Raw genomic sequence first — 18,469 nt, 5'->3', positions numbered from 1 at the left:
TATATGACCGAGAAGAAGACCGTCGCCCTGCTGTGCGGTGGCCGCTCCTCCGAGCACCCCATTTCGCTCATTACCGCCGCTGGCGTGCTGAGCGCCATTGACCGCACCGCCTACGAGGTCATCACTATCGGCATTACCCGTGACGGCCGCTGGTATCTGACTGACGAGCAGGAGCTCGCCGAGCTGACCGCTGGTACTCGCGGTACCGCAGAGTTCCCCGAGGGTACCCAGCAGGTGTTCCTGCCGATGGGTGCCGGCGATTCCCGCCTGACCCTGGTGGATGCTGAGGGTAACGTTACCCGCACCGCACCGGTGGACGTTGTGTTCCCGCTGCTGCACGGCCCCTTCGGTGAGGACGGCACCGTGCAGGGTCTGCTGGAAATGGCTGACCTGCACTATGTGGGTTGCGGTGTGACCGCATCCGCTGTGGGTATGGATAAGCACTTCATGAAGGTTGCTTTCGAGTCTGCTGGCCTGGAGGTCGGCCCCTACGAGGTTGTCACTAACCGCCAGTGGGAGCACGAGGACCGCGAGCAGATTCTGGAGCGCGTGCTGAAGCTGGGCTTCCCCATGTTTGTGAAGCCGACTCGTGCAGGTTCTTCCTTCGGTATTACCAAGGTGGATTCGGTGGAGGAGCTCGTGCCCGCGATTGAAGAGGCGCGCCGCCACGACCCGAAGATCATTATTGAGGCGGGTATTGTGGGCCGCGAAATTGAGTGCGCTGTGCTCGACGGCCACCACGGCGAGATGCCCCGCGCATCCTACCCCGGCGAGATCGAGGTTGTGGACGAGGATCACGGCTTCTACGACTTTGAGGCGAAGTACGTTTCTGAGTCTTCCGCTGTGACCGTGTGCCCGGCGAACCTGCCGCAGGATGTGCAGGATCGTCTGCGTGAGCTGGCTGTGAAGGCGTTCCTGGCGTTGGATGGCGAGGGTCTGTCGCGTGCGGACTTCTTCTACACCGAGGATGGCCGCCTGGTCATTAACGAGGTGAATACCATGCCCGGCTTCACCCCGATTTCGATGTACAAGACCATGTGGGAGAACACCGGTATTTCCTACACTGATCTGATTAGCGAACTGCTGACCCTGGCGATGGAACGCCCCCTGGGTCTGCGCTAGTTCTTGGGCGCGCCGTCGTTTTGACTGCGCTCAGTTATTGAATACGTAACGGCGGGGGAGTAGCCCCTGTTGTAAGGCGCCTCGGTACGGATTCTTGAGGGATTCGCGCCGGGGCGCTTTTTGCGCGGTGGGCAAGTTACTGCCTTTGTGGGAAGGGTAATTGGTACGTATTAGCCTCTACATCTTGATGAGAATCGCTCGAATTTCACCCATGAGAAAAATCACTCACACTCGCCTCGAGGCTGCTTGGATAGTGGAGTGCAAGTTTTAAAGTGGTATTGATAAGGCAAAACGTAATTCTGCTCATAAGTGCATGAAATGATGCTTCTAGGTAACGAAAAGATGTTGTTGATGGTCGTTGCACATCTTGAAGCTCAAAGATTGGTATGAAAGCGCTAAAATGAGTAATGAAGAAAAAGTCGATTCGGTAGAATAGATGAAGGCATATCCAATCTGCCCTAGCGATTGGGTATCTATTCACTCACAACGTATTAGAAAGTCAAGGACAACCTTTGGGAAAACGAAACCGTAAGGTGGTCTCTGCGAGTCTGGCGACAGCACTGGTTGCTTCCGGAAGTCCATACGTAGCCTCATTTGCTCAAGATGTGCAGGAGGCAGCGTCACAGCTTCCGCCGAACCCTGTCGGCACCGCAAGCCAAACCCTGGACCCCGCCGCGGCCGCGGCATCTTCCTCTCAGGCGGCAGTACCCACGCTCGCAACCGTGAGCGCATGGCCCACCGCTCAGGGGGACAATAAGACTGACAAAGCGCAGGCAGAGCCCACCGCTCAGCCTAGCGCTTCTTCGAGTGCTCAGCCCACCGCTAGCGCCGAGCCCTCCGCGAGTGCTACGCCCAGCCCGAACGCTACCGCGCAGCCTACTGCCGAGCCCACCGCTTCTGCGAGTGCTACCGCAACCCCGAGTGCTACGGCGAGTCCTAGCGCAGAGCCCTCTAAGGAGGCGACCGCTGAACCTACTGCTACGCCGACCGTAGCTCCTAGCGCAAGTGCCGAACCGAGTGTTGCTCCTACTGCAACTCCGACGGCTGAGCCGACTGTAGCTCCGACTGCGGAGCCTACGGTCCAGCCGACGGCAGAACCTACTGTTGCTCCCACTCCGGAACCGACCGTTGCGCCTACTGTGGAGCCCACCGCGGAACCCACCAAGGATCCGATTCCTGAGCCTACGGTAGAGCCCACCCCTGAACCTACTCCCGAGCCGACGAAGGATGTAACTCCCGAGCCGACCCCGGAGCCTACTCAGGATCCGACTCCGGAACCTACTCCCGAACCGACCCCCGAACCGAATCCGGAGCCTACCCCTGAACCTACTCCCGAGCCGACGAAGGACGTAACTCCCGAACCGACCCCGGAGCCGACCCAGGACCCCGCTCCGGAGCCGAATCCGGTGCCCGCTCCTGAACCAACCAAGGATGTAACTCCCGAGCCGAACCCGGAGCCCTCTCAGGTTCCAGTTGTTCCGGCCCCGGTTCAGGATCCGACTCAGGAGCCCTCCAAGGAAGCTAAGCAGGAGCCGACTAACGAGCCGACCAAGGACGCGGTCATCCCCGTGATTCCGGTAGCTCCGGTAGAGGATAACAAGGACAGCTCGGACTCCAAATCGGTTACCCCGATCGAGACCGAACCTGTTGCTCCGATTCCTCCGGCGAACAACCCGGTGACCGTCCCTGGAAACCGTCAGGAAACCTCGGGGGAAGACGTCGTCATCTCCATCGAGCTTCCGCGACCCGGTGGCTCCTCGGACTCTTCAAGCTCCTCTTCGGGATCTTCAAGCTCTTCACCGAGCACCAAGGCACCGAATGACAGACTTGACGATGATGATGATCCCTTGCGTTCTGGCGGCACCACCCTCGGACGAATCGCAGCCAATAACGGCTCGAATGACTCCATTCCGGGTGCGGCAGACTGGGTTGCCGGATACCTCTCGCGCAATAAGACCGAAGAGGACCACTCCCACGAGGCAAGCCCCTCGAGCTCCTCAAGCTTGGTATCGGCTTCGAAATCGCCTAGCTCCTCCACCTCGGCTAGCGCCAGCCGCTCCGCAAAGAGCGTGGCAAAGGCTGACGGCGCGAACGCCGCCCAGGAGCAGGCCGTGAAGAATGCGGACGCGGACGATTCCGGACTTTCCGGCATTGCACCGCTGATCCTCTTCTCACTCATCGGTCTGGTGTTGATTGCTCTGGCAATCCGCTACTTCAGCCGCGGAGCATAAGGCGAACATAACGCGTAAGAATACGCGATAATAGAGGATGTGAATCCTCAGACTTTTAGCGAAACGCGGGACAACCCCATGCGAGAGACACCTCTCTCAAAGCTGGGGGAGTCCCGCGTTCTGCGCGCTTTCATGCCGATTATCAACGCCCACAACGAGCAGGTTGCCGCTGCGGCACGCCAGGCGGGGCGCAGCGAACCCCTCGAGGTGGGCCCCGGTGACGACTGTGCCGTCCTCGCCGAGCCCGCGCCCGGTCAGCGTACCGTGGTCACCACCGACACTCTCGTTGAGGACCAGGACTTCATGAACCTGTGGCCCGGCGGTATCGCACGGGCAGGTGAGGCCGGTGATTTCATCCTGGAACCCGCCCGCAGTAGCGGCTACGATGTGGGGCGCAAAGCTGCGACCCAGAACCTCGCTGACGTTGCCGCCATGGGGGCACGCCCGGCGAGCCTCTTCATCTCTTTGAGCCTGCCCGGTAGCACTCCTTACGGCTGGATTGACGGCTTCGCCCACGGCATTGTGGACGGAATCAACGCCTGCGGAGCCACCGAATGCGTGATTGGCGGCGGCGATATTGGCGACTCCACCGAAATGTCGGTGACCGTTACCGCCCTCGGCTACACGGACCGCGCCGTGCTACGCTCCGGCGCGCGCCCCGGTGACACTATCGCCCTGGCGGGGCGTACCGCCTGGTCCGATGCCGGTCTGCGCCTGCTACTCAACCCGCTCTCCCTGCCCGCTACGGCACTGCTGCGTGCCATCGCCGCAGGCCAGGAAGTCGAAGCGGCGCTGGGGGCGGTAGCTCAGGCGTGGGAAAAGAAGCAAGCTGAAGGCTCTAGCGCTCTTCCCGAGGGGCTCATCGAGCTTGTCCGCACCCTCACCCCCGAAGATGCCGCGCACATGATTGCGGTCTGCGAGCGCGCCGTCGAATCACAGCACCACCCGGTCAGCCCCATCCCCGCCGGTGATGTGGCGCGCCAGCATCAGGCAAGCTCCATGCTGGATCTTTCTGACGGACTCGTCAAGGACGCCGGGCGAGTTGCCGCCGCCTCCGGGATGCAGATGCGCCTCGACCGCGCCGCCGTGGATGCGTTCGCCGAGCCGCTGCTACCGTTGGCGCGCCTGCTGCTGGCGATTGGTGAGCGCAACGAGGCGGGGGAGAGCCCCGCATCCCTGGCACGCACCTTCGTGCTGGTCGGTGGAGAAGACCACGGCCTGCTGGCGACCTTCCCCGGTGAGGTACCCGAAGAGTTCGTGCCCCTGGGCACCTGCGTGGCGGACGCCCCGGAGCGCGGTCTGAGCGCTGAACTCTACGGTGCCGAGCGCCGCCACAATGCGGTGACCGGCGCGGCGGTCGTGATGGACGGCCGCTCCCTGGACGGCATGGGCTGGGAACACTACGGGGCTTCCGCGTAGGAGCTTCACCGAGTGCCGCGAGGTGCGTGCGGTTTATATGTTTAGTCCGTGCTTTCAGCCCGCGGGATAGACGACGGACAATACCGTACATTTAACCGAAATTGCCTAGAATAGAAGTACGAAATAGGCTGAATCCCGCCCGTGCCGCGGGCGCTGAGAAATCAGTCGGGAACTAGCCACAAACTCAGCCGAGAACTAGTGGAGAACTCAGCCGAGAACCGAGCGAAACTGACGAAACCGACGAGGAGGGTAGCGTGAACGCAGAACAGAACCAGCGCACCGAAGAACGCGAGATTTACCGCCGCGCCTGCGTGCGCGCCTACCGCTTCGGCGTAGCGTGGTCCACCGCCGCCCGCACCACCATCGAACGCTACCGCGAGGCGCTCAACGAGCTCAATGGGTTCCCCGTGCCCGATAAGGACACCGGCTCCAATATCGCCCATACCCTGCTGACCCTGACCGAAGAGTTTGAGCGTGGCATGGAACAGGTTCTGCCCAGTGAGGCTCTGCCCGCTGGCGAAATCCCCGGCGGGGAGGGCGCGTGCGTGCCCGAGGCGGCGGGCACCTCCGAAGAAGAAACCTTCGCCCACCTGTGGATTCAGCTGGGCGGCATCTACGAGCACGCGATTATGCGCGCATCCCGCGTGGCGCGCGGCAACTCTGGTACTCTGCTTTGCGCTTGGGCGCTTGAGGCGGTGCGCAGCTACTGGTTCCTGCCCGGAAACCTCGCCCAGGAGCTTGGCGATGCGGCTGCCGAGTTGCCGCTCGTGCGCGCCCTGGAAGCAGACTACGAGCGTGTGCTGGCTGGCGGTTCCCTGCCGAAGCACCGCGAAGTGAAGCTGGAGTACGCCCACGCGGAGGCGCGCGCGATGGCGTTCGCGGCTGAGCGTATTCGTGCCAGCGTGGGGGAGCAGATGGTGCCCTCCACGATGCTGTCGGTCATGGTGGAGCTCGCCCGCCTGGACGCACACTATGATGCATCACAGGACGCAGAAGCCGCTGACGAGGTGCTGAAAGAGCGTCGACGTGCGCTGATGCGTGCCGCTCTGGAACGTACCGCGCAGTTCCCGCCCTCGCCCGAGCTTGCCGGTTTCGTGGATGCCGGTGCGCTCGGCTTCTACCTTGCCGTGGTGCACTCCAACCCGCGTTGGGAGGGGGCGACCCTGAACGAGGCGCAGGTGGAGTCCATGCTGCGTGCGCCCTCTGCCGGTGTGGCTTCTGCGGTAGGTTCTGAACCTGCCGAGCACGCAGAAGGTGAGGGGCAGAGTGGCTGGGAGCTCATGGGTACGCTGACCTGCGAGCCCCTCGCCCTGGCGCAGTTGCGCCCCGAACTTGAAGCCATGGGCGACAGCCTGCTCATTACGCCCCTGGACATGGCGGCGGGGCTCTGGGCACTGCACGTGCACGTGCCCGACATCGACCCCGCCCGCGAGCTGATTATGGGCTACGGTCAGTGGTCGGATGAGCGTATTTCCTCCCTGGCGGATGGTCGTCACGCCGACCACGCGTGCGGTGCGGAGGGCGGCGCATGAGCCCCGCCCGACGTTCCGTGAACCCGCAGCAGGAAGCCCTGGACTTGGGTCTTCCTGAGCCTGCTCCGGTCAAAACTAAGCCGACAAATAAGCCCGCGAAAGCTGAGGCAGCGCAGAGTGAGCCCGTAGATTCTGAGTCCGTAGATTCAACGGTTGTGGAGCCTGCCCGTGCCGGTTCTGCGACCCGTGCTGATTCCGCGACCCGAGCTCGGCAACGGAAAAAGGATGCGCCGCTACTGAGCGATGAACAGCTCCGCACCACCGCCGAGCTGACCGTGCGCGATCTTGCCGCCTACGCCCGGGGCAAGGCGAGCCGCGCCGAGCTGAGCGAACGCGCGGCACAGCGCGCCAGCGCACCCTACCGTAAGGCGCTCAAGACGCTCAAACATTCGCTGGGTCCCGCCGCGCACACCATGACCGACGACGCTCTCTACGAGCTGGTCGATATTGCGTTGGCGGCACGGCAGGCTACTCAGCCGGAAGCACATCTGCCGGGGGAACCTGCCCGGAAAGCACCTGCCCAGAAAGAACTAGTTCAGAACGAACCGAGCCCGCAGGAGAATGAGACTCCCGTGCGGGCTACTTCGGCGCGCCTACAGAAGGTAACGAAGGCAAGCGAAGGGGGCGAGCAGAAGAGCGCGCCTCATGCAGAAGCTGAAAAGCCCGCACCCAAAAAGACTGCACCTAAAAAGGTCGTAGCGAAGAAGGTAACTCCCGCAAAGAAAGCGCCCGCCCAGAAAGCTTCCGCGAAGAAGGCAACCGCTGAGAAAGTCGCGGCTGATAAACCCGCATCAGCCGCCGCGGAGGCTAAAAGCCGTGCCCTGGCGCGCTACGCCTCCGAAGACCGCATCGAAAATGCGCCGCTCAAAAAGTACCTGCCCGCACCCAGCGCCAAGGCAATCGCCACGCATCTGGATCTGCACACCGTCGGGGAGATGCTCGAATACTTCCCGCGCAAATACCTGCCGCGCGGTGAGCTCAGCTCCTTCGCCGAACTCGTCGAAGGTCAGGACGTCACCATCATTGCCCGCGTGGTGCACGTGAGCACCCGAACCATGGCGGCACGCCGAGGCAAAATCACGGAAGTGACCATCACCGACCGGCTCTCCGACGCAACCGGGCAGGACGCACCTGCCGGTTTTGGTGCTGCTGGTTACGGGGCTGGCGGTCCCGTATCCGTGGTGCCCGGACGAGCTAACCGACCCGGTTCATCCAGTGCATCCAGCGTATCCGGTGTGCCCGCGCAGAATTGGCAGGCGACCGGGATGCACAACCCGCGCATTAACGCGCTCGCTAACACCGCCCAAGGCAGGGGAGCCCAGCCCGCCTCCTATAGCGGCTACGCAGATAGCTACGGCCAGGATAGTTTTGCACAGGATAGCTTCGTGCAGGGAGGCCTCTTTGGCGTGCCCGCACCCAGCCCGAGCACGAACCCCGGTGTGGGTGCGCTCATTGGCTCGCAGATGAAGCTCTCCTTCTTCAACGCCTGGACCGCCGCCCGCGAAATCCACGAGGGCGAAACCATGATGTTCTCCGGCAGGGTCGGCATCTACCGCGGCGAATACACCCTCACCAACCCGCACTACGCCCTGCTCTCGAAAGATGCCTCCGGCGCGGACGTGACCGACGCAGCCACCGCCCCCGTACCCGTCTACCGTGCGCCCGTGAAGCTACCCACCGACCGCATCAGCGGCTACATGGCGCAACTACTCGAAAAGGTGCCGCTCAAAGAGCTTGAAGACCCGGTGCCGTACACGATTCGTCGCGCCCGCAAGGTGCCGTCGCTGGAGTGGACGTACCGCGCCCTGCACACCCCCGACTCGGAGGACACGTGGCGTGCCGCGCAGGCGCAGATGCGTTACCGCGAGGCATTCGTGCTACAGAGCGCGCTCGCCCGCCTGCATTCGGTGCGTGCCGCGCACCTGACCCAGCCGCGCCCCGCCGTGGAGGGCGGCCTCGCCGATCAGCTTCTGGAAGTTCTGCCCTACGAGCTGACCGAGGGGCAGCAGAAGGTGGGCGCTGAGATTGCCGCCGACCTGTCGAGCGAGTCGCCCATGAACCGCCTGTTGCAGGGTGATGTGGGTTCCGGTAAGACCGTGGTGGCTTTGCGCGCGATGCTGCAGGTTGCCGATGCGGGCGGCCAGTCCGCGATGCTCGCCCCGACCGAGGTGCTTGCCGAGCAGCATTTGCGTTCGGTGCTGGACATCCTGGGGGATATGGCGGCGCCCGAAGATGCTGACGCTGACGGCTCAACTGGCGGCGGGGAAGAACCCGGACGCGTGCGCGTGCGCCTGTTGACCGCCTCCATGGGTACCCGCGCTAAGCGCCAGGTCCTGCAGGAACTCGCCGACGGCACCGCCCAGATCGTGATTGGCACGCACGCCCTGCTCTCTGACGATGTGAGCTTCCACGACCTGGGCCTGGTCGTCGTGGATGAGCAGCACCGCTTCGGCGTGGAGCAGCGCGATGGCCTGCGCGGCACCGACGGCGCCCTGCCTCACCGCCTGGTCATGACCGCAACGCCCATTCCGCGTACCGTCGCCATGACGGTGTTTGGCGACCTGGACGTGTCCGTGCTCGACACCCTGCCCGCCGGTCGACAGAAAATCTCGACGCACGTGGTGCCCCTCGCTGAGAAGCCCGCCTGGGCGTCCCGCCTGTGGCGGCGCGCCCGCGAAGAAATCGACGCGGGCCACCAGGTGTATGTTGTCGTACCCAAAATTGGGGAGGACGGCGACGGCCTGGAGGAGGGCGCGGCGTTCTTTGGCGCATCCAGCCTGAACGGTGCCGGCGCGGGTAACTCAGCCCAGGGCTATTTCGGTCAGGGCGGTAGCGCCAGCAGCGACGGCAAGGTTCAGCTGACCTCGGTCGCCTCAATGTACTCCTATCTGAGCGCTGAGGATGCCCTCGTCGGCGTGCGTATCGGCACCCTGCACGGCCGCATGGACCCGGCGGAGAAGACCGCTGTCATGACTGCTTTCGAGCGCGGTGAGATTGACCTGCTCATCAGCACCACCGTCATTGAGGTGGGCGTGAACGTCCCGAACGCCACGCTCATGATTATCATGGACGCCGACCGCTTCGGCATCTCGGGCCTGCACCAGCTACGCGGTCGTGTGGGCCGCGGCGGCTACGCGGGCACCTGCCTGCTGGTGACCCGCCAGGAGGAGGGCGGCGTGTCCCGCGAGCGCCTGGATGCGGTCGCCTCCACCACGGACGGCTTTGAGCTCTCCCGCATCGACCTGGCGCAGCGCCGTGAGGGTGATATTCTGGGTGCTGCACAATCGGGCTCGAAGAGCACCCTGCGGTTCTTGCGGGCGCTCGCCGATGCCGACATTATTGAGCGTGCCCGTGAGGATGCCCGCTCGGTGGTGGAGAAGGACCCGACGCTGGCTAAGCATCCGTCGTTGGCGCGTACGATTGACCGCGCCCTGGACGCTGACCGTGAGGCGTTCCTCGGCAGGGGATAAACGCCCAACGGGGCAGAACGCCCTGCCCGCCCCGCCCACCAATCTGCCTTGCCCACCACTCGCTGAAACCGTGACGTCAACACACCGCACTAGTTAAGAGGAGAGACCTATGAGCCGTATTATTTCCGGTGCCGCCGGAGGCGTTCGCCTTGCCTCGGTTCCGGGGGATAATACTCGCCCCACCACCGACCGGGTGAAGGAATCCCTCTTCTCGAAGCTGGAGAGCTACGACATTATTCGTGGCGCCCGCGTGCTGGACGCCTTTGGCGGCTCGGGCGCGCTGGGCTGCGAGGCGCTCTCGCGCGGTGCCGCCTCCGTGACGCTACTGGACACGTACCCGAAGGCTGTTGCGGTGATTCGCAAGAACGTTGCCGCGGTGGAGAAAGCAATGGGTCGCACCGGCACCGGCTCTGCGGCGCGCGTGCAGCAGTCTCAGGCGCTGACCTACGTGAAGTCCGCCTCCGGCCCGTGGGACCTGGTGTTTGTTGACCCGCCCTACGCCATGCCGAACGAGCAGGTCAGCGAGCTGCTGGAGGCGCTGACCCCCAAGCTTGCCGAGGGTGCCGTGGTCGTGGTGGAGCGTTCTTCGCGCGACCCCGAGCCGGTGTGGGGCGAGGGGCTGTACTGTTTTTCGACCCGCCAGCACGGCGAGACGGTGCTCTACTACGTGGAGCCTGACGAAGCGGAGGAACAGGCGGGCGACGAGCCCGGCGCGAACCTTGAGCCCGGCGAGGACGCTGAAGAGCTCGCAGCCTAAGCCCGAGCTCGCGTAACCCTGCGCTCGCGTAACCCCCGCGAACTCAACCCCTCTAACCCTCCCGCATCTAGTCATTCCAACGTCCGATATTTATTCGTGAAGGGACCGCCATGATTGCCCTCTGCCCCGGATCTTTTGACCCCGTGCACCACGGCCACCTGGAGATTATTGCCCGCGCCGCTCAGCTCTTTGACGAGGTGATTGTGGGCGTGGCGCACAATAGCGCCAAGAAGTACCGCTTCTCGCTGGATGAGCGCGTGCAGCTGGTGCGTGAGTCCCTGCAGGAGCTCGGCATTGAGGGTGTGAGCGTAGAGCCGATTCCGCCGGGCGTGCTGCTTGCCGAGTACGCGGCGGAGCGTGGCGCGAAGGTGCTGGTGAAGGGTCTGCGTTCGGCGACGGACTACAGCTATGAGGCGCCAATGGCGAGCATGAACCGCCACCTGGCGCAGGTTGAGACGGTGTTTTTGGCGGGTGAGGACCGCTACGGTGCGGTGTCGTCCACGATTATTCGTGAGGTGGCTTCGCTGGGTGGTGACGTGACTCCCTTCGTGCCGGAGGCGGTCGCCCGCGCTCTGAAAAACGCCTAGTTAAGCCGGGTCTTGGGGCGTTAGAGAGCCTGCCCGCCCGGTGCACCCGCACCGCCGACAGGGAGCTTACCGCCCCTGTAGTAGCCCCGACCGGCTGTTAAGTGCCGCACGGCGCCTCCTTGAGGAGATATTTAAGAGGTGAGCGCCACTTAATTGGATTTAAAAGAGCCTTAATCTTGATTAACCGCGCGAACCACCCCTAAAATGGGACTTTGGCTTATACATTTCGTAAGGAGAAACGCCATTTCACGTACAGACGCATCGCCGCTGGTGGTATCGGTTACTAACCTGATGCACCGTCCCGGCACCATGGAAACCCTCACCGAGGTCGTGCCCGCACCGGCAGACCTAGGTAACGCGCTCATCGGCGTGGAAGAGGGTTCGGATATTGACCTCGATATTCGTATGGAGTCTGTTGTTGATGGTATCCTAGTTACCGGCTCCGTTGTCGTGGATGTACACGGCGAGTGTAGCCTCTGCTTGGATCCGATTGATTACGAGATGTCGGCCAATATTCAAGAGCTTTTCGTCTTTGAGAAGGCCCCGGCTGGCGGCCCCGAAGACGAAGTAGATGAGCAGTACGCCGTTGAGGATGATTCGATCGACCTTGAACCGGCACTGCGGGACGCAGTAATCCTTCAACTGCCGTTCCAGCCTGTTTGTAGGGACACCTGCCAGGGTCTGTGCGCCGATTGCGGTGCGCGCCTGGAGGATGACCCCGGGCATCATCACGAGGTGTTGGATCCGCGCTGGTCGGCCCTGCAGGGCCTGCTCGGCGCAGATACCGAAAACTAAATTGTTGTTACTAGAGATTGTGAGATAGCTGTGGCTGTTCCCAAGCGCAAGATGTCCCGCGCTAACACCCGCGCACGCCGTTCCCAGTGGAAGGCATCCGTGCCCCAGCTGGTTAAGACCGTTGAGAACGGTCGCGTGACCTACAGCCTGCCCCACCAGGCAAAGGTTGTAACCGACGCTGCAGGCAACGCCCTGTTCCTGGAGTACAAGGGCCGTAAGGTTGCAGACGCCTAAGAAGCGGTGAATCCTTATGACTGAATTTCCTAGTGTTGATACTAGGGAGTTGCGTAAACGTCTCGGGGTCGATATCGACGCCGAGACGTTTTTGCTATCCCTAACCCACCGCTCCTACGCCTTCGAGAACCCCGGGGTGGAGCACAACGAACGCCTGGAGTTCCTGGGCGACTCCGTGCTCTCCCTGGCGATTGCTGAAGAAGTGTACCGACGCTACCCCGAGCTACCCGAGGGTGAACTCGTGAAGCTGCACCACGTGGTGGTGTCCACCGTGGCGCTGGCGAAGGTAGCGCGCGACCTGGACCTGGGCAGGTACATTCGGCTCGGCAAGGGTGAGATTCATACCGGCGGCGCCGATAAGGACTCGATTCTTGCCGACACCATGGAAGCGATTTTTGGCCTGACCTACCTGCAGTGCGGTCGCGAGGCAGCCCGCGAGCTGGTTCTGCGCCTAATCGCGCCGCTGCTCGACGACGAGAATGTGCTGAACTCCGGCCGCGATTGGAAGACCGACCTGCTGAACCTCGCCACCGCTCGCGGCTGGGGGGACGTCAGCTATGAAGTCACCGGTGAGGGTCCCGACCACGCGCGCGTGTACACCGCGGTCGCAATCGTGGCGAACCAGAAGACGGGCACCGGCGTGGGCCCGAGCAAGAAGGAAGCGGAACGCCTGGCCGCCGAGCAGGCCTACCGGGTTCTGGTATAGGGTGCTCGTCTAAGTACCCTGTCTAGGCTTCTCGTTGAGTTATCTCAGCTGAGCCTGCCCCTGTTGAGCCTGTGCTGATTGGAGGGAATCATGCCCGAACTGCCCGAGGTAGAAACCGTTCGCGCAGGTCTAGCCGACCATTCGCTGGGCCGCCCCGTGCAGGCGGTGCGAGTGCTGGATGCGCGTTCGCTACGTAGACACCTGCCCGGTCCCGCCCACTTCGAGGCGGCGCTCACCGGCAGGGCGTTGCGCGGCGCCTACCGCCGCGGCAAGTACCTGTGGCTGACCCTGAGCGAGCCGGACGGGGCGCTCGCCGATGAGGCGCTCGTGGTGCATCTGGGCATGAGCGGTCAGCTGCTCGTGCGCGATGAGCCGGGCGATGATTCCGGTAGCGACTCGGGTAATGATTCGGAGGCTCGCGCGGCCTTTGATGAGCAGCCGCGGCACCTGCGCGTGGCACTGGAACTGGGGCCCGCGGAAGCCAGGCCCGAAGAAACCTCCGAGGGGGAGGGACGCACCGGGCAGCGCTTGCTCTTCGTGGATCAGCGCATCTTCGGCGGCATGTTCCTCAGCCCGCTCGTGCCGGATGTCCCCGCGGCGGTTGCGGGTGAAGTAGCCTCTGATGAAAGCGCCGTGCCCGAGCATTTTCTGGTAGCTGAGCACTTTCTCGTGCCGCAGGCGGTCAAACACATTGCCCGCGACCCGCTGGACGAATTCTTCGACCCCGCGGCGGTGCGCCGCAAGTTTTTGCGTACCTCCAGCGGCATTAAGAAGGTTCTGCTGGACCAGTCCGTGATCTCCGGGGTGGGCAATATCTACGCCGACGAAGCGCTATGGCGTGCGCGGCTGCACTACGCGAAGCCCGCGCGCACCCTGAGCGCCGCGCAGACCCGCGAACTGCTGGAGGCGGTCACCCAGGTACTGCGCGAGTCCCTGGCGGCCGGCGGCACAAGCTTCGACGCCCTGTACGTGAACGTGCTGGGCGAGTCGGGGTACTTCGAGCGCTCGCTGAACGCCTACGGGCGTGCCGGGGAGCCCTGCCACCGTTGCGCGGAGGCGGGCCGCACCTCCCTGATCGTGCGCGAGCCGTTCCAGAACCGCTCATCCTACCGTTGCCCGCACTGCCAGCGGGCGCCGCGCTCCCGCTAGGTAAAAGCGCGGGCCAGGTAAAAGCTCCATAAAGTATCACGCTAGATAGACGCTCCGGCGCAAAAATGACGGCGTAGCTACGTTCCTCCCGAAAACGGGGGATGTAGCTACGCCGTCATTCATTTAAACCCGCCGCGGCAAGAGCCGGCAGACAAGGCTGGGGGGGGGGGAGGCGTAGGGGGTCTGCGCCTAGCGACTGTACTTGTCTCCGTAGAAAGCCCCCAGGCGCTCGTAGCCCTCCTCAATCGACACGGCGGGCTCCCACTGCAGCAGCTCGCGGGTGCGGCGCTGATCGAACCAGTGTGCCGTCGAGAGCTGCTCGGCAAGGAACTCCGTCATGGGCGGCTCATCGCCGGCCGTCACGTTCTTCGGCAGACGCTCCCACACGCGCTCGATTACGCGTCCGGCCAGGGCCGCAACCTTCGCCGGCACCGAGAAGCGCGGGGCGGGAACGCCGACCGCCTCGCAGAAACCGCTGAGTAGCTCAGAGATAGTGCGCGGCTGGCCGTTCGTGACCACCAGCGCCCGGCCCGCAAAGGCGTCGAGGCGCTGATAGCCGCGCACCAGCGCATCCGCGGCGTTATCAATGTAGAGCGTGTCAATCAGGCCCGTACCGCCCGAAAGCAGCGGCAGGCGCCCGGCGGCGGAACGCTCCAGAATACGCTCCACCAGCTGGGTATCGCCCGGACCCCACATCAGGTGCGGGCGCAACGCGCCGGTGTGCATGACCCCGCCCGAGGGCAGGGGCGTGCCGTTCGCCTCCAGAACCAGCAGCTCAGCGGCCGCCTTGGAACGGGCGTAGTTGCCGCGCGCGTGCTCCGGGGATGCCACGCCGGCGCCGTCACCCACGATGGAAGATCCCGCGTGCGCCACCGAGGGCGAGGAGATGTACAGGAAGGTGCGCACCGAGTGGTTCACGGCGGCCTGTAGCATGACGCGGGTTCCGCCAATATTAATGCGCTCGTAGTCGGCCCATTCGCCGCTGACCGAAACCTTCGCGGCCGCGTGCACCACGCCGTCCACGCCGGTCATGGCCTCGTCGACGACCTTTTCGTTCGTGATGTCGCCGCGCACCTGCTCAAAGCGGGGGCGAATCGAATCGGGTAGCAGGGCCGCGATGCCCGAGTCGCCGCGCTGCAGAACGCGCACATCGTAACCGACGCGCAGCAGCTCCAGCACGCTCTCACGACCCAGCAGGCCCGACGCGCCTGTGAAGAGGATGCGCTCGCCAATACGCGGCGCGAAGTCCGACTCCTCGACGGCGCGCAGGGAACGCGGCGCGGGGTCGCTGTAGGGGGCGGCCAGGGGGCGCGCCGGCTTACGGAAACGAGCCGTGGGGGAGGCCGCCGTGTGCGCAGGCGACAGGCGGGACGCAGCCTCGCGAGAAGAGGACCCACGAGAAGAACGAGGGGACATCATGCTCCTTAGAAAGTAAAGACCCGGCGGATTTACGCCCCGGCGAGGACCTTTGCCGCCCACTCGCCCAGGGCGGGGCGGTCAATCTTCGAATTGTGGCGAATATCGGTCGGATGCTCGTGCACCACCAGCACAGCGGCCACCTCCACACCGGTATCCTCGGCGACCTTTCGGCGCACCAGCTGGGAGAGCTCGAAGGGTGCCACGCCCTCCGCGATGGGGAAGCGGCCCACGCCGGGCACGCGGTCGAGCAGGGCGCGCTTGAACGCGGAGGCCGACTGGCGCGCCTCCAGTACGGCGGTGTTCGCGGAAGCTTCGATGACCAGCACGGGGGCGGCGGTTCCGGCGGGGCCCACCGCAACCAGGGCGGCGCGGCGCACCTCCGGCAGCGACTCGGCGGACTGCTCGGCGGCCACCGGGGTCAGCACGCCCTGGGAGGTCAGCAGCACGTGGGCGAGGCGGCCCTCAACCCACAGGCGACCCGAAGCGTCCAAGTGCCCGACGTCACCGGTGTGATGCCAACCCGGAGTGCTAATGGACTGCTCCTCAGTCACCCACAGGGTGTCGTAGCGGTCCTTCACATGCGGTGCCGACACCAGAATCTCACCGGTCACACCCGGCTCATGGGTCAGCTCATCCGCCACCGAACCGTCCTGCAGCAGCGGCGCAATAGCCACCGCCGCACCGTACACCGCAAAACCAACGCACACGCCGTCACGGGCGAACGGGTCAAGCACCTCACCGGCAGCATTCGGGGTGCCCTCAGCAATCGCCTGGCGAATCATCTCGAAAGACACATCGGTCACCGGCAGACCCTCGGTCATGCCGTACGGGGTGTGCAGGGAGGCATTCGGCACCAGGGCGGAGAGCGCCTCCAGCAGCGGCACGGGAATCGGCGCGCCAGCGCTCAGCACGGTCTGAACCTTAGCCAACGCCGCACGCTGCTCAGCGTTCAGCTCATCGGCGGTCGCCACCACATTCACCAGGGCGGCGGGGGAAGCAAACACGACCGACGCATCAATAGCCGCCGCAGCCGACGCCAATGCCGAAGCCGTCAGGGTCTTCGGACGGGTCACATCCATCGTCGGGGTCACGCTGGTAGCACCCAGCGCCGGGCCCAACAGCGCAAACGGCGCGAAGCCAGCCACCAGGCCGCTACCGGGCGCAAAACCGTACGTATTCGCAATAGCGTCGCGCATACCCGCCAGCTGACGCTGCGTGTACACCACACCCTTAGCCGGGCCGGTCGAACCGGAGGTGTACAGCACCGCCGCATCAGCATCCGGCACGGGGGAGGGGAACTCCACCACGGTCGGGGTGGGCACCGGCGCACCCGGAGTACCGTCAGCGGCGGGCGCGGTAAACACCGAACCGGCAACACCCAAGAGCTTCTCCTGTACCGAACCCAGCGGCTCCACAGAAATACGCACACCCGGCCACAGCAGGGTACGGGCAGCACTGAGCGCGGCGGGAATACCCACCAGGAAGCTCGGGTTAGCGCCCTTCAACGCGCGAGTCAGACCCGGAATACCCAGACCGGTATCAGCCACCACAATGACAGCGCCCAGCTTCATGCAGGCGTAAATCAGGGTGGTCAGGCGGGCACCCGGAGGTACCATCAGGTTCACGCGGTCGCCCGGACGCACACCCAGGGCGTGTAGGCGGGTCGCGGCGGCGTTGACCTGCTGGTTCAGCTCAGCCCAGGTCAGGGTCACAGAAACGGAGGTGCCATCACCCTTGGGGTCCATATCCACCACGGCGGTGGAGGCGTCATTGGCGCGTTCGGTAAGGGCCGCGAGCATGGGGCGGAACGCCGCAGGAACAGCGCCCTCAGCGGTAGCGCCCTCGCCGGCAGTCAGACTGTGGCGGCGCGCGCGGGCGGCACGATGCTCCGCCTCAACGTTGTGCGGGGGCACCAGAGCGCCATCCTCCCTTGTGCCGAAAGTCTGCGCAAGCCACGAAATCATGGGGGAGGCAATATCGTAATCCTCAATGACCAGGTGCGAGGCCTTCTCGTAGCGGTGCACCTTCGCCTGCGGCATGCGCTCCATCAGGTCGAACAGGTAGCGACGCTGGAACACCGGGTCCTTCGTGCCCCACTGGAAGAACGCGGGCACGTCCAGGTCACGGATCTGCTCGGCAATACGTTGCATCGGCGTATAGGAAGGAATATCGGTGCCGGTCGGAATATCGCCCACAAAATTACGCACACCCTCACGCCACGCCGAATGAGCGTACGGCGCACGGTACGTACGGTAAATCGCCTCGTTCAGAGGGCTCGGGTACAGGCGCTTGGGCTGCTGACCCACCGGCTGCGGCAGGGCACCATCAAGCGCCCCGGCACCGGCAGAACCCGGCGCGGGCAGGCGGCCCTCATTCTGAGCCAGGCCCAAGGTCACATCAATAAACGCGGTCGAATCGTGAGTACCCCACTCGTGCACGCCCAACGCCAGGCGCAGGGCGGCAGGGATATTCTCAATGCCGTCATGGTAGACCGCGGTGTTCGTCAGCATCACGCCCGAAAGAATCTCGCGGTGCTCCAGCGCCCAACCGAAGGACACCAGCCCGCCCCAGTCGTGGGCGAGGGTTACGACCGGCTTATCGGTCTCATCCAGACCGAGCGCCTTCGTGAAGTCCCCCAGGTCGGCAATACGGTCCTCCAGGCTACGGCGCTCACCCTCCAAATCCAGGTGGGTGCGCTCCGAATAACCCATATCAATCTGATCAACCGCAACCACACGCCATGGGGCGCGCTCATTCACGCCCGCATCCAGCACGGTACGCCACAGGTACGACCAGGTCGGGTTACCGTGCACGCACAGGATCGTGCCAATCGGTTCCAAACCCTGCTCGACCAGCACCGGAAGGTTATCCAGGTAGTGCCAGCGGCGCGCGCCAGCCTGCTGCGCCCGCTGCTCAATGGGGGCGGAGGTGGGCACCTCCAGAAGGTGGGAGTAGCGCGGGTTCACGCCCGCCCATTCCTCCGGGTTATACGGGGGCTGAGCCTTAGGGAAGTTCAAATGGCGCATGCTGGGAATCCTTCCGGATCGA

13 protein-coding genes are annotated in these 18,469 nt (G+C 64.2%); 11 read left to right on the top strand and 2 right to left on the bottom strand.

Annotation, left to right across the window (positions count from 1 at the left end; genetic code table 11):
• Positions 1-3 precede the first annotated feature (3 nt).
• From HMPREF2765_RS08820 to mutM, 11 genes are all read left to right on the top strand, one after another.
• The gene (locus tag HMPREF2765_RS08820) at positions 4-1,122 is read left to right on the top strand and encodes a D-alanine--D-alanine ligase family protein (protein ID WP_049363013.1); all 1,119 of its coding nucleotides are present in this window, start codon (positions 4-6) and stop codon (positions 1,120-1,122) included.
• A 605-nt stretch (positions 1,123-1,727) separates the two neighbouring features.
• Complete coding sequence (locus tag HMPREF2765_RS08815) at positions 1,728-3,353, top strand: hypothetical protein (protein WP_246824952.1); 1,626 nt, start codon at positions 1,728-1,730, stop codon at positions 3,351-3,353.
• Positions 3,354-3,431: 78 nt separating this feature from the next.
• The gene (locus tag HMPREF2765_RS08810; protein ID WP_070605424.1) at positions 3,432-4,772 is read left to right on the top strand and encodes a thiamine-phosphate kinase; all 1,341 of its coding nucleotides are present in this window, start codon (positions 3,432-3,434) and stop codon (positions 4,770-4,772) included.
• A gap of 254 nt (positions 4,773-5,026) precedes the next feature.
• A complete protein-coding gene (locus HMPREF2765_RS08805; RefSeq protein ID WP_070605421.1) occupies positions 5,027-6,304 on the top strand; it encodes a DAK2 domain-containing protein in 1,278 nt (425 codons plus the stop codon).
• Complete coding sequence (locus HMPREF2765_RS08800) at positions 6,301-9,774, top strand: ATP-dependent DNA helicase RecG (protein WP_083303641.1); 3,474 nt, start codon at positions 6,301-6,303, stop codon at positions 9,772-9,774. The genes HMPREF2765_RS08805 and HMPREF2765_RS08800 overlap by 4 nt, the downstream gene beginning before the upstream one ends.
• 109 nt (positions 9,775-9,883) lie before the next feature.
• Positions 9,884-10,531: a 16S rRNA (guanine(966)-N(2))-methyltransferase RsmD gene (gene rsmD, locus HMPREF2765_RS08795; RefSeq protein WP_070605418.1), complete on the top strand. Its 648-nt coding sequence runs from the start codon at positions 9,884-9,886 to the stop codon at positions 10,529-10,531.
• Between the two features lie 110 nt (positions 10,532-10,641).
• Entirely contained in the window at positions 10,642-11,118 is a 477-nt protein-coding gene (coaD, locus tag HMPREF2765_RS08790; RefSeq protein WP_070605415.1) for a pantetheine-phosphate adenylyltransferase, read from the top strand.
• A 204-nt stretch (positions 11,119-11,322) separates the two neighbouring features.
• Complete coding sequence (locus HMPREF2765_RS08785; protein ID WP_080975237.1) at positions 11,323-11,913, top strand: YceD family protein; 591 nt, start codon at positions 11,323-11,325, stop codon at positions 11,911-11,913.
• Between the two features lie 30 nt (positions 11,914-11,943).
• On the top strand, positions 11,944-12,147 hold the full coding sequence (rpmF, locus tag HMPREF2765_RS08780) for a 50S ribosomal protein L32 (protein ID WP_005505656.1): 204 nt from the start codon (positions 11,944-11,946) through the stop codon (positions 12,145-12,147).
• Positions 12,148-12,163: 16 nt separating this feature from the next.
• The gene (gene rnc, locus HMPREF2765_RS08775; RefSeq protein ID WP_049344149.1) at positions 12,164-12,853 is read left to right on the top strand and encodes a ribonuclease III; all 690 of its coding nucleotides are present in this window, start codon (positions 12,164-12,166) and stop codon (positions 12,851-12,853) included.
• Positions 12,854-12,943: 90 nt separating this feature from the next.
• On the top strand, positions 12,944-14,002 hold the full coding sequence (mutM, locus tag HMPREF2765_RS08770) for a bifunctional DNA-formamidopyrimidine glycosylase/DNA-(apurinic or apyrimidinic site) lyase (RefSeq protein ID WP_049344151.1): 1,059 nt from the start codon (positions 12,944-12,946) through the stop codon (positions 14,000-14,002).
• A 189-nt stretch (positions 14,003-14,191) separates the two neighbouring features.
• Here mutM and HMPREF2765_RS08765 read toward each other — a convergent pair whose 3' ends face one another.
• Positions 14,192-15,418 carry an NAD-dependent epimerase/dehydratase family protein gene (locus tag HMPREF2765_RS08765; RefSeq protein WP_049343837.1) on the bottom strand — a complete coding sequence of 409 codons (1,227 nt, stop codon included), beginning with the start codon at positions 15,416-15,418 and terminating at the stop codon, positions 14,192-14,194.
• A 32-nt stretch (positions 15,419-15,450) separates the two neighbouring features.
• Entirely contained in the window at positions 15,451-18,447 is a 2,997-nt protein-coding gene (locus HMPREF2765_RS08760) for an alpha/beta fold hydrolase (RefSeq protein WP_070605412.1), read from the bottom strand.
• Positions 18,448-18,469: the final 22 nt, after the last annotated feature.

It is taken from the genome of Rothia sp. HMSC062H08 (genome assembly GCF_001810775.1).
Lineage (GTDB): Bacteria > Actinomycetota > Actinomycetes > Actinomycetales > Micrococcaceae > Rothia.
The sequence above is the reverse complement of the archived record's forward strand: the minus strand, read 5'-3'. Positions and strand labels throughout refer to the sequence as shown.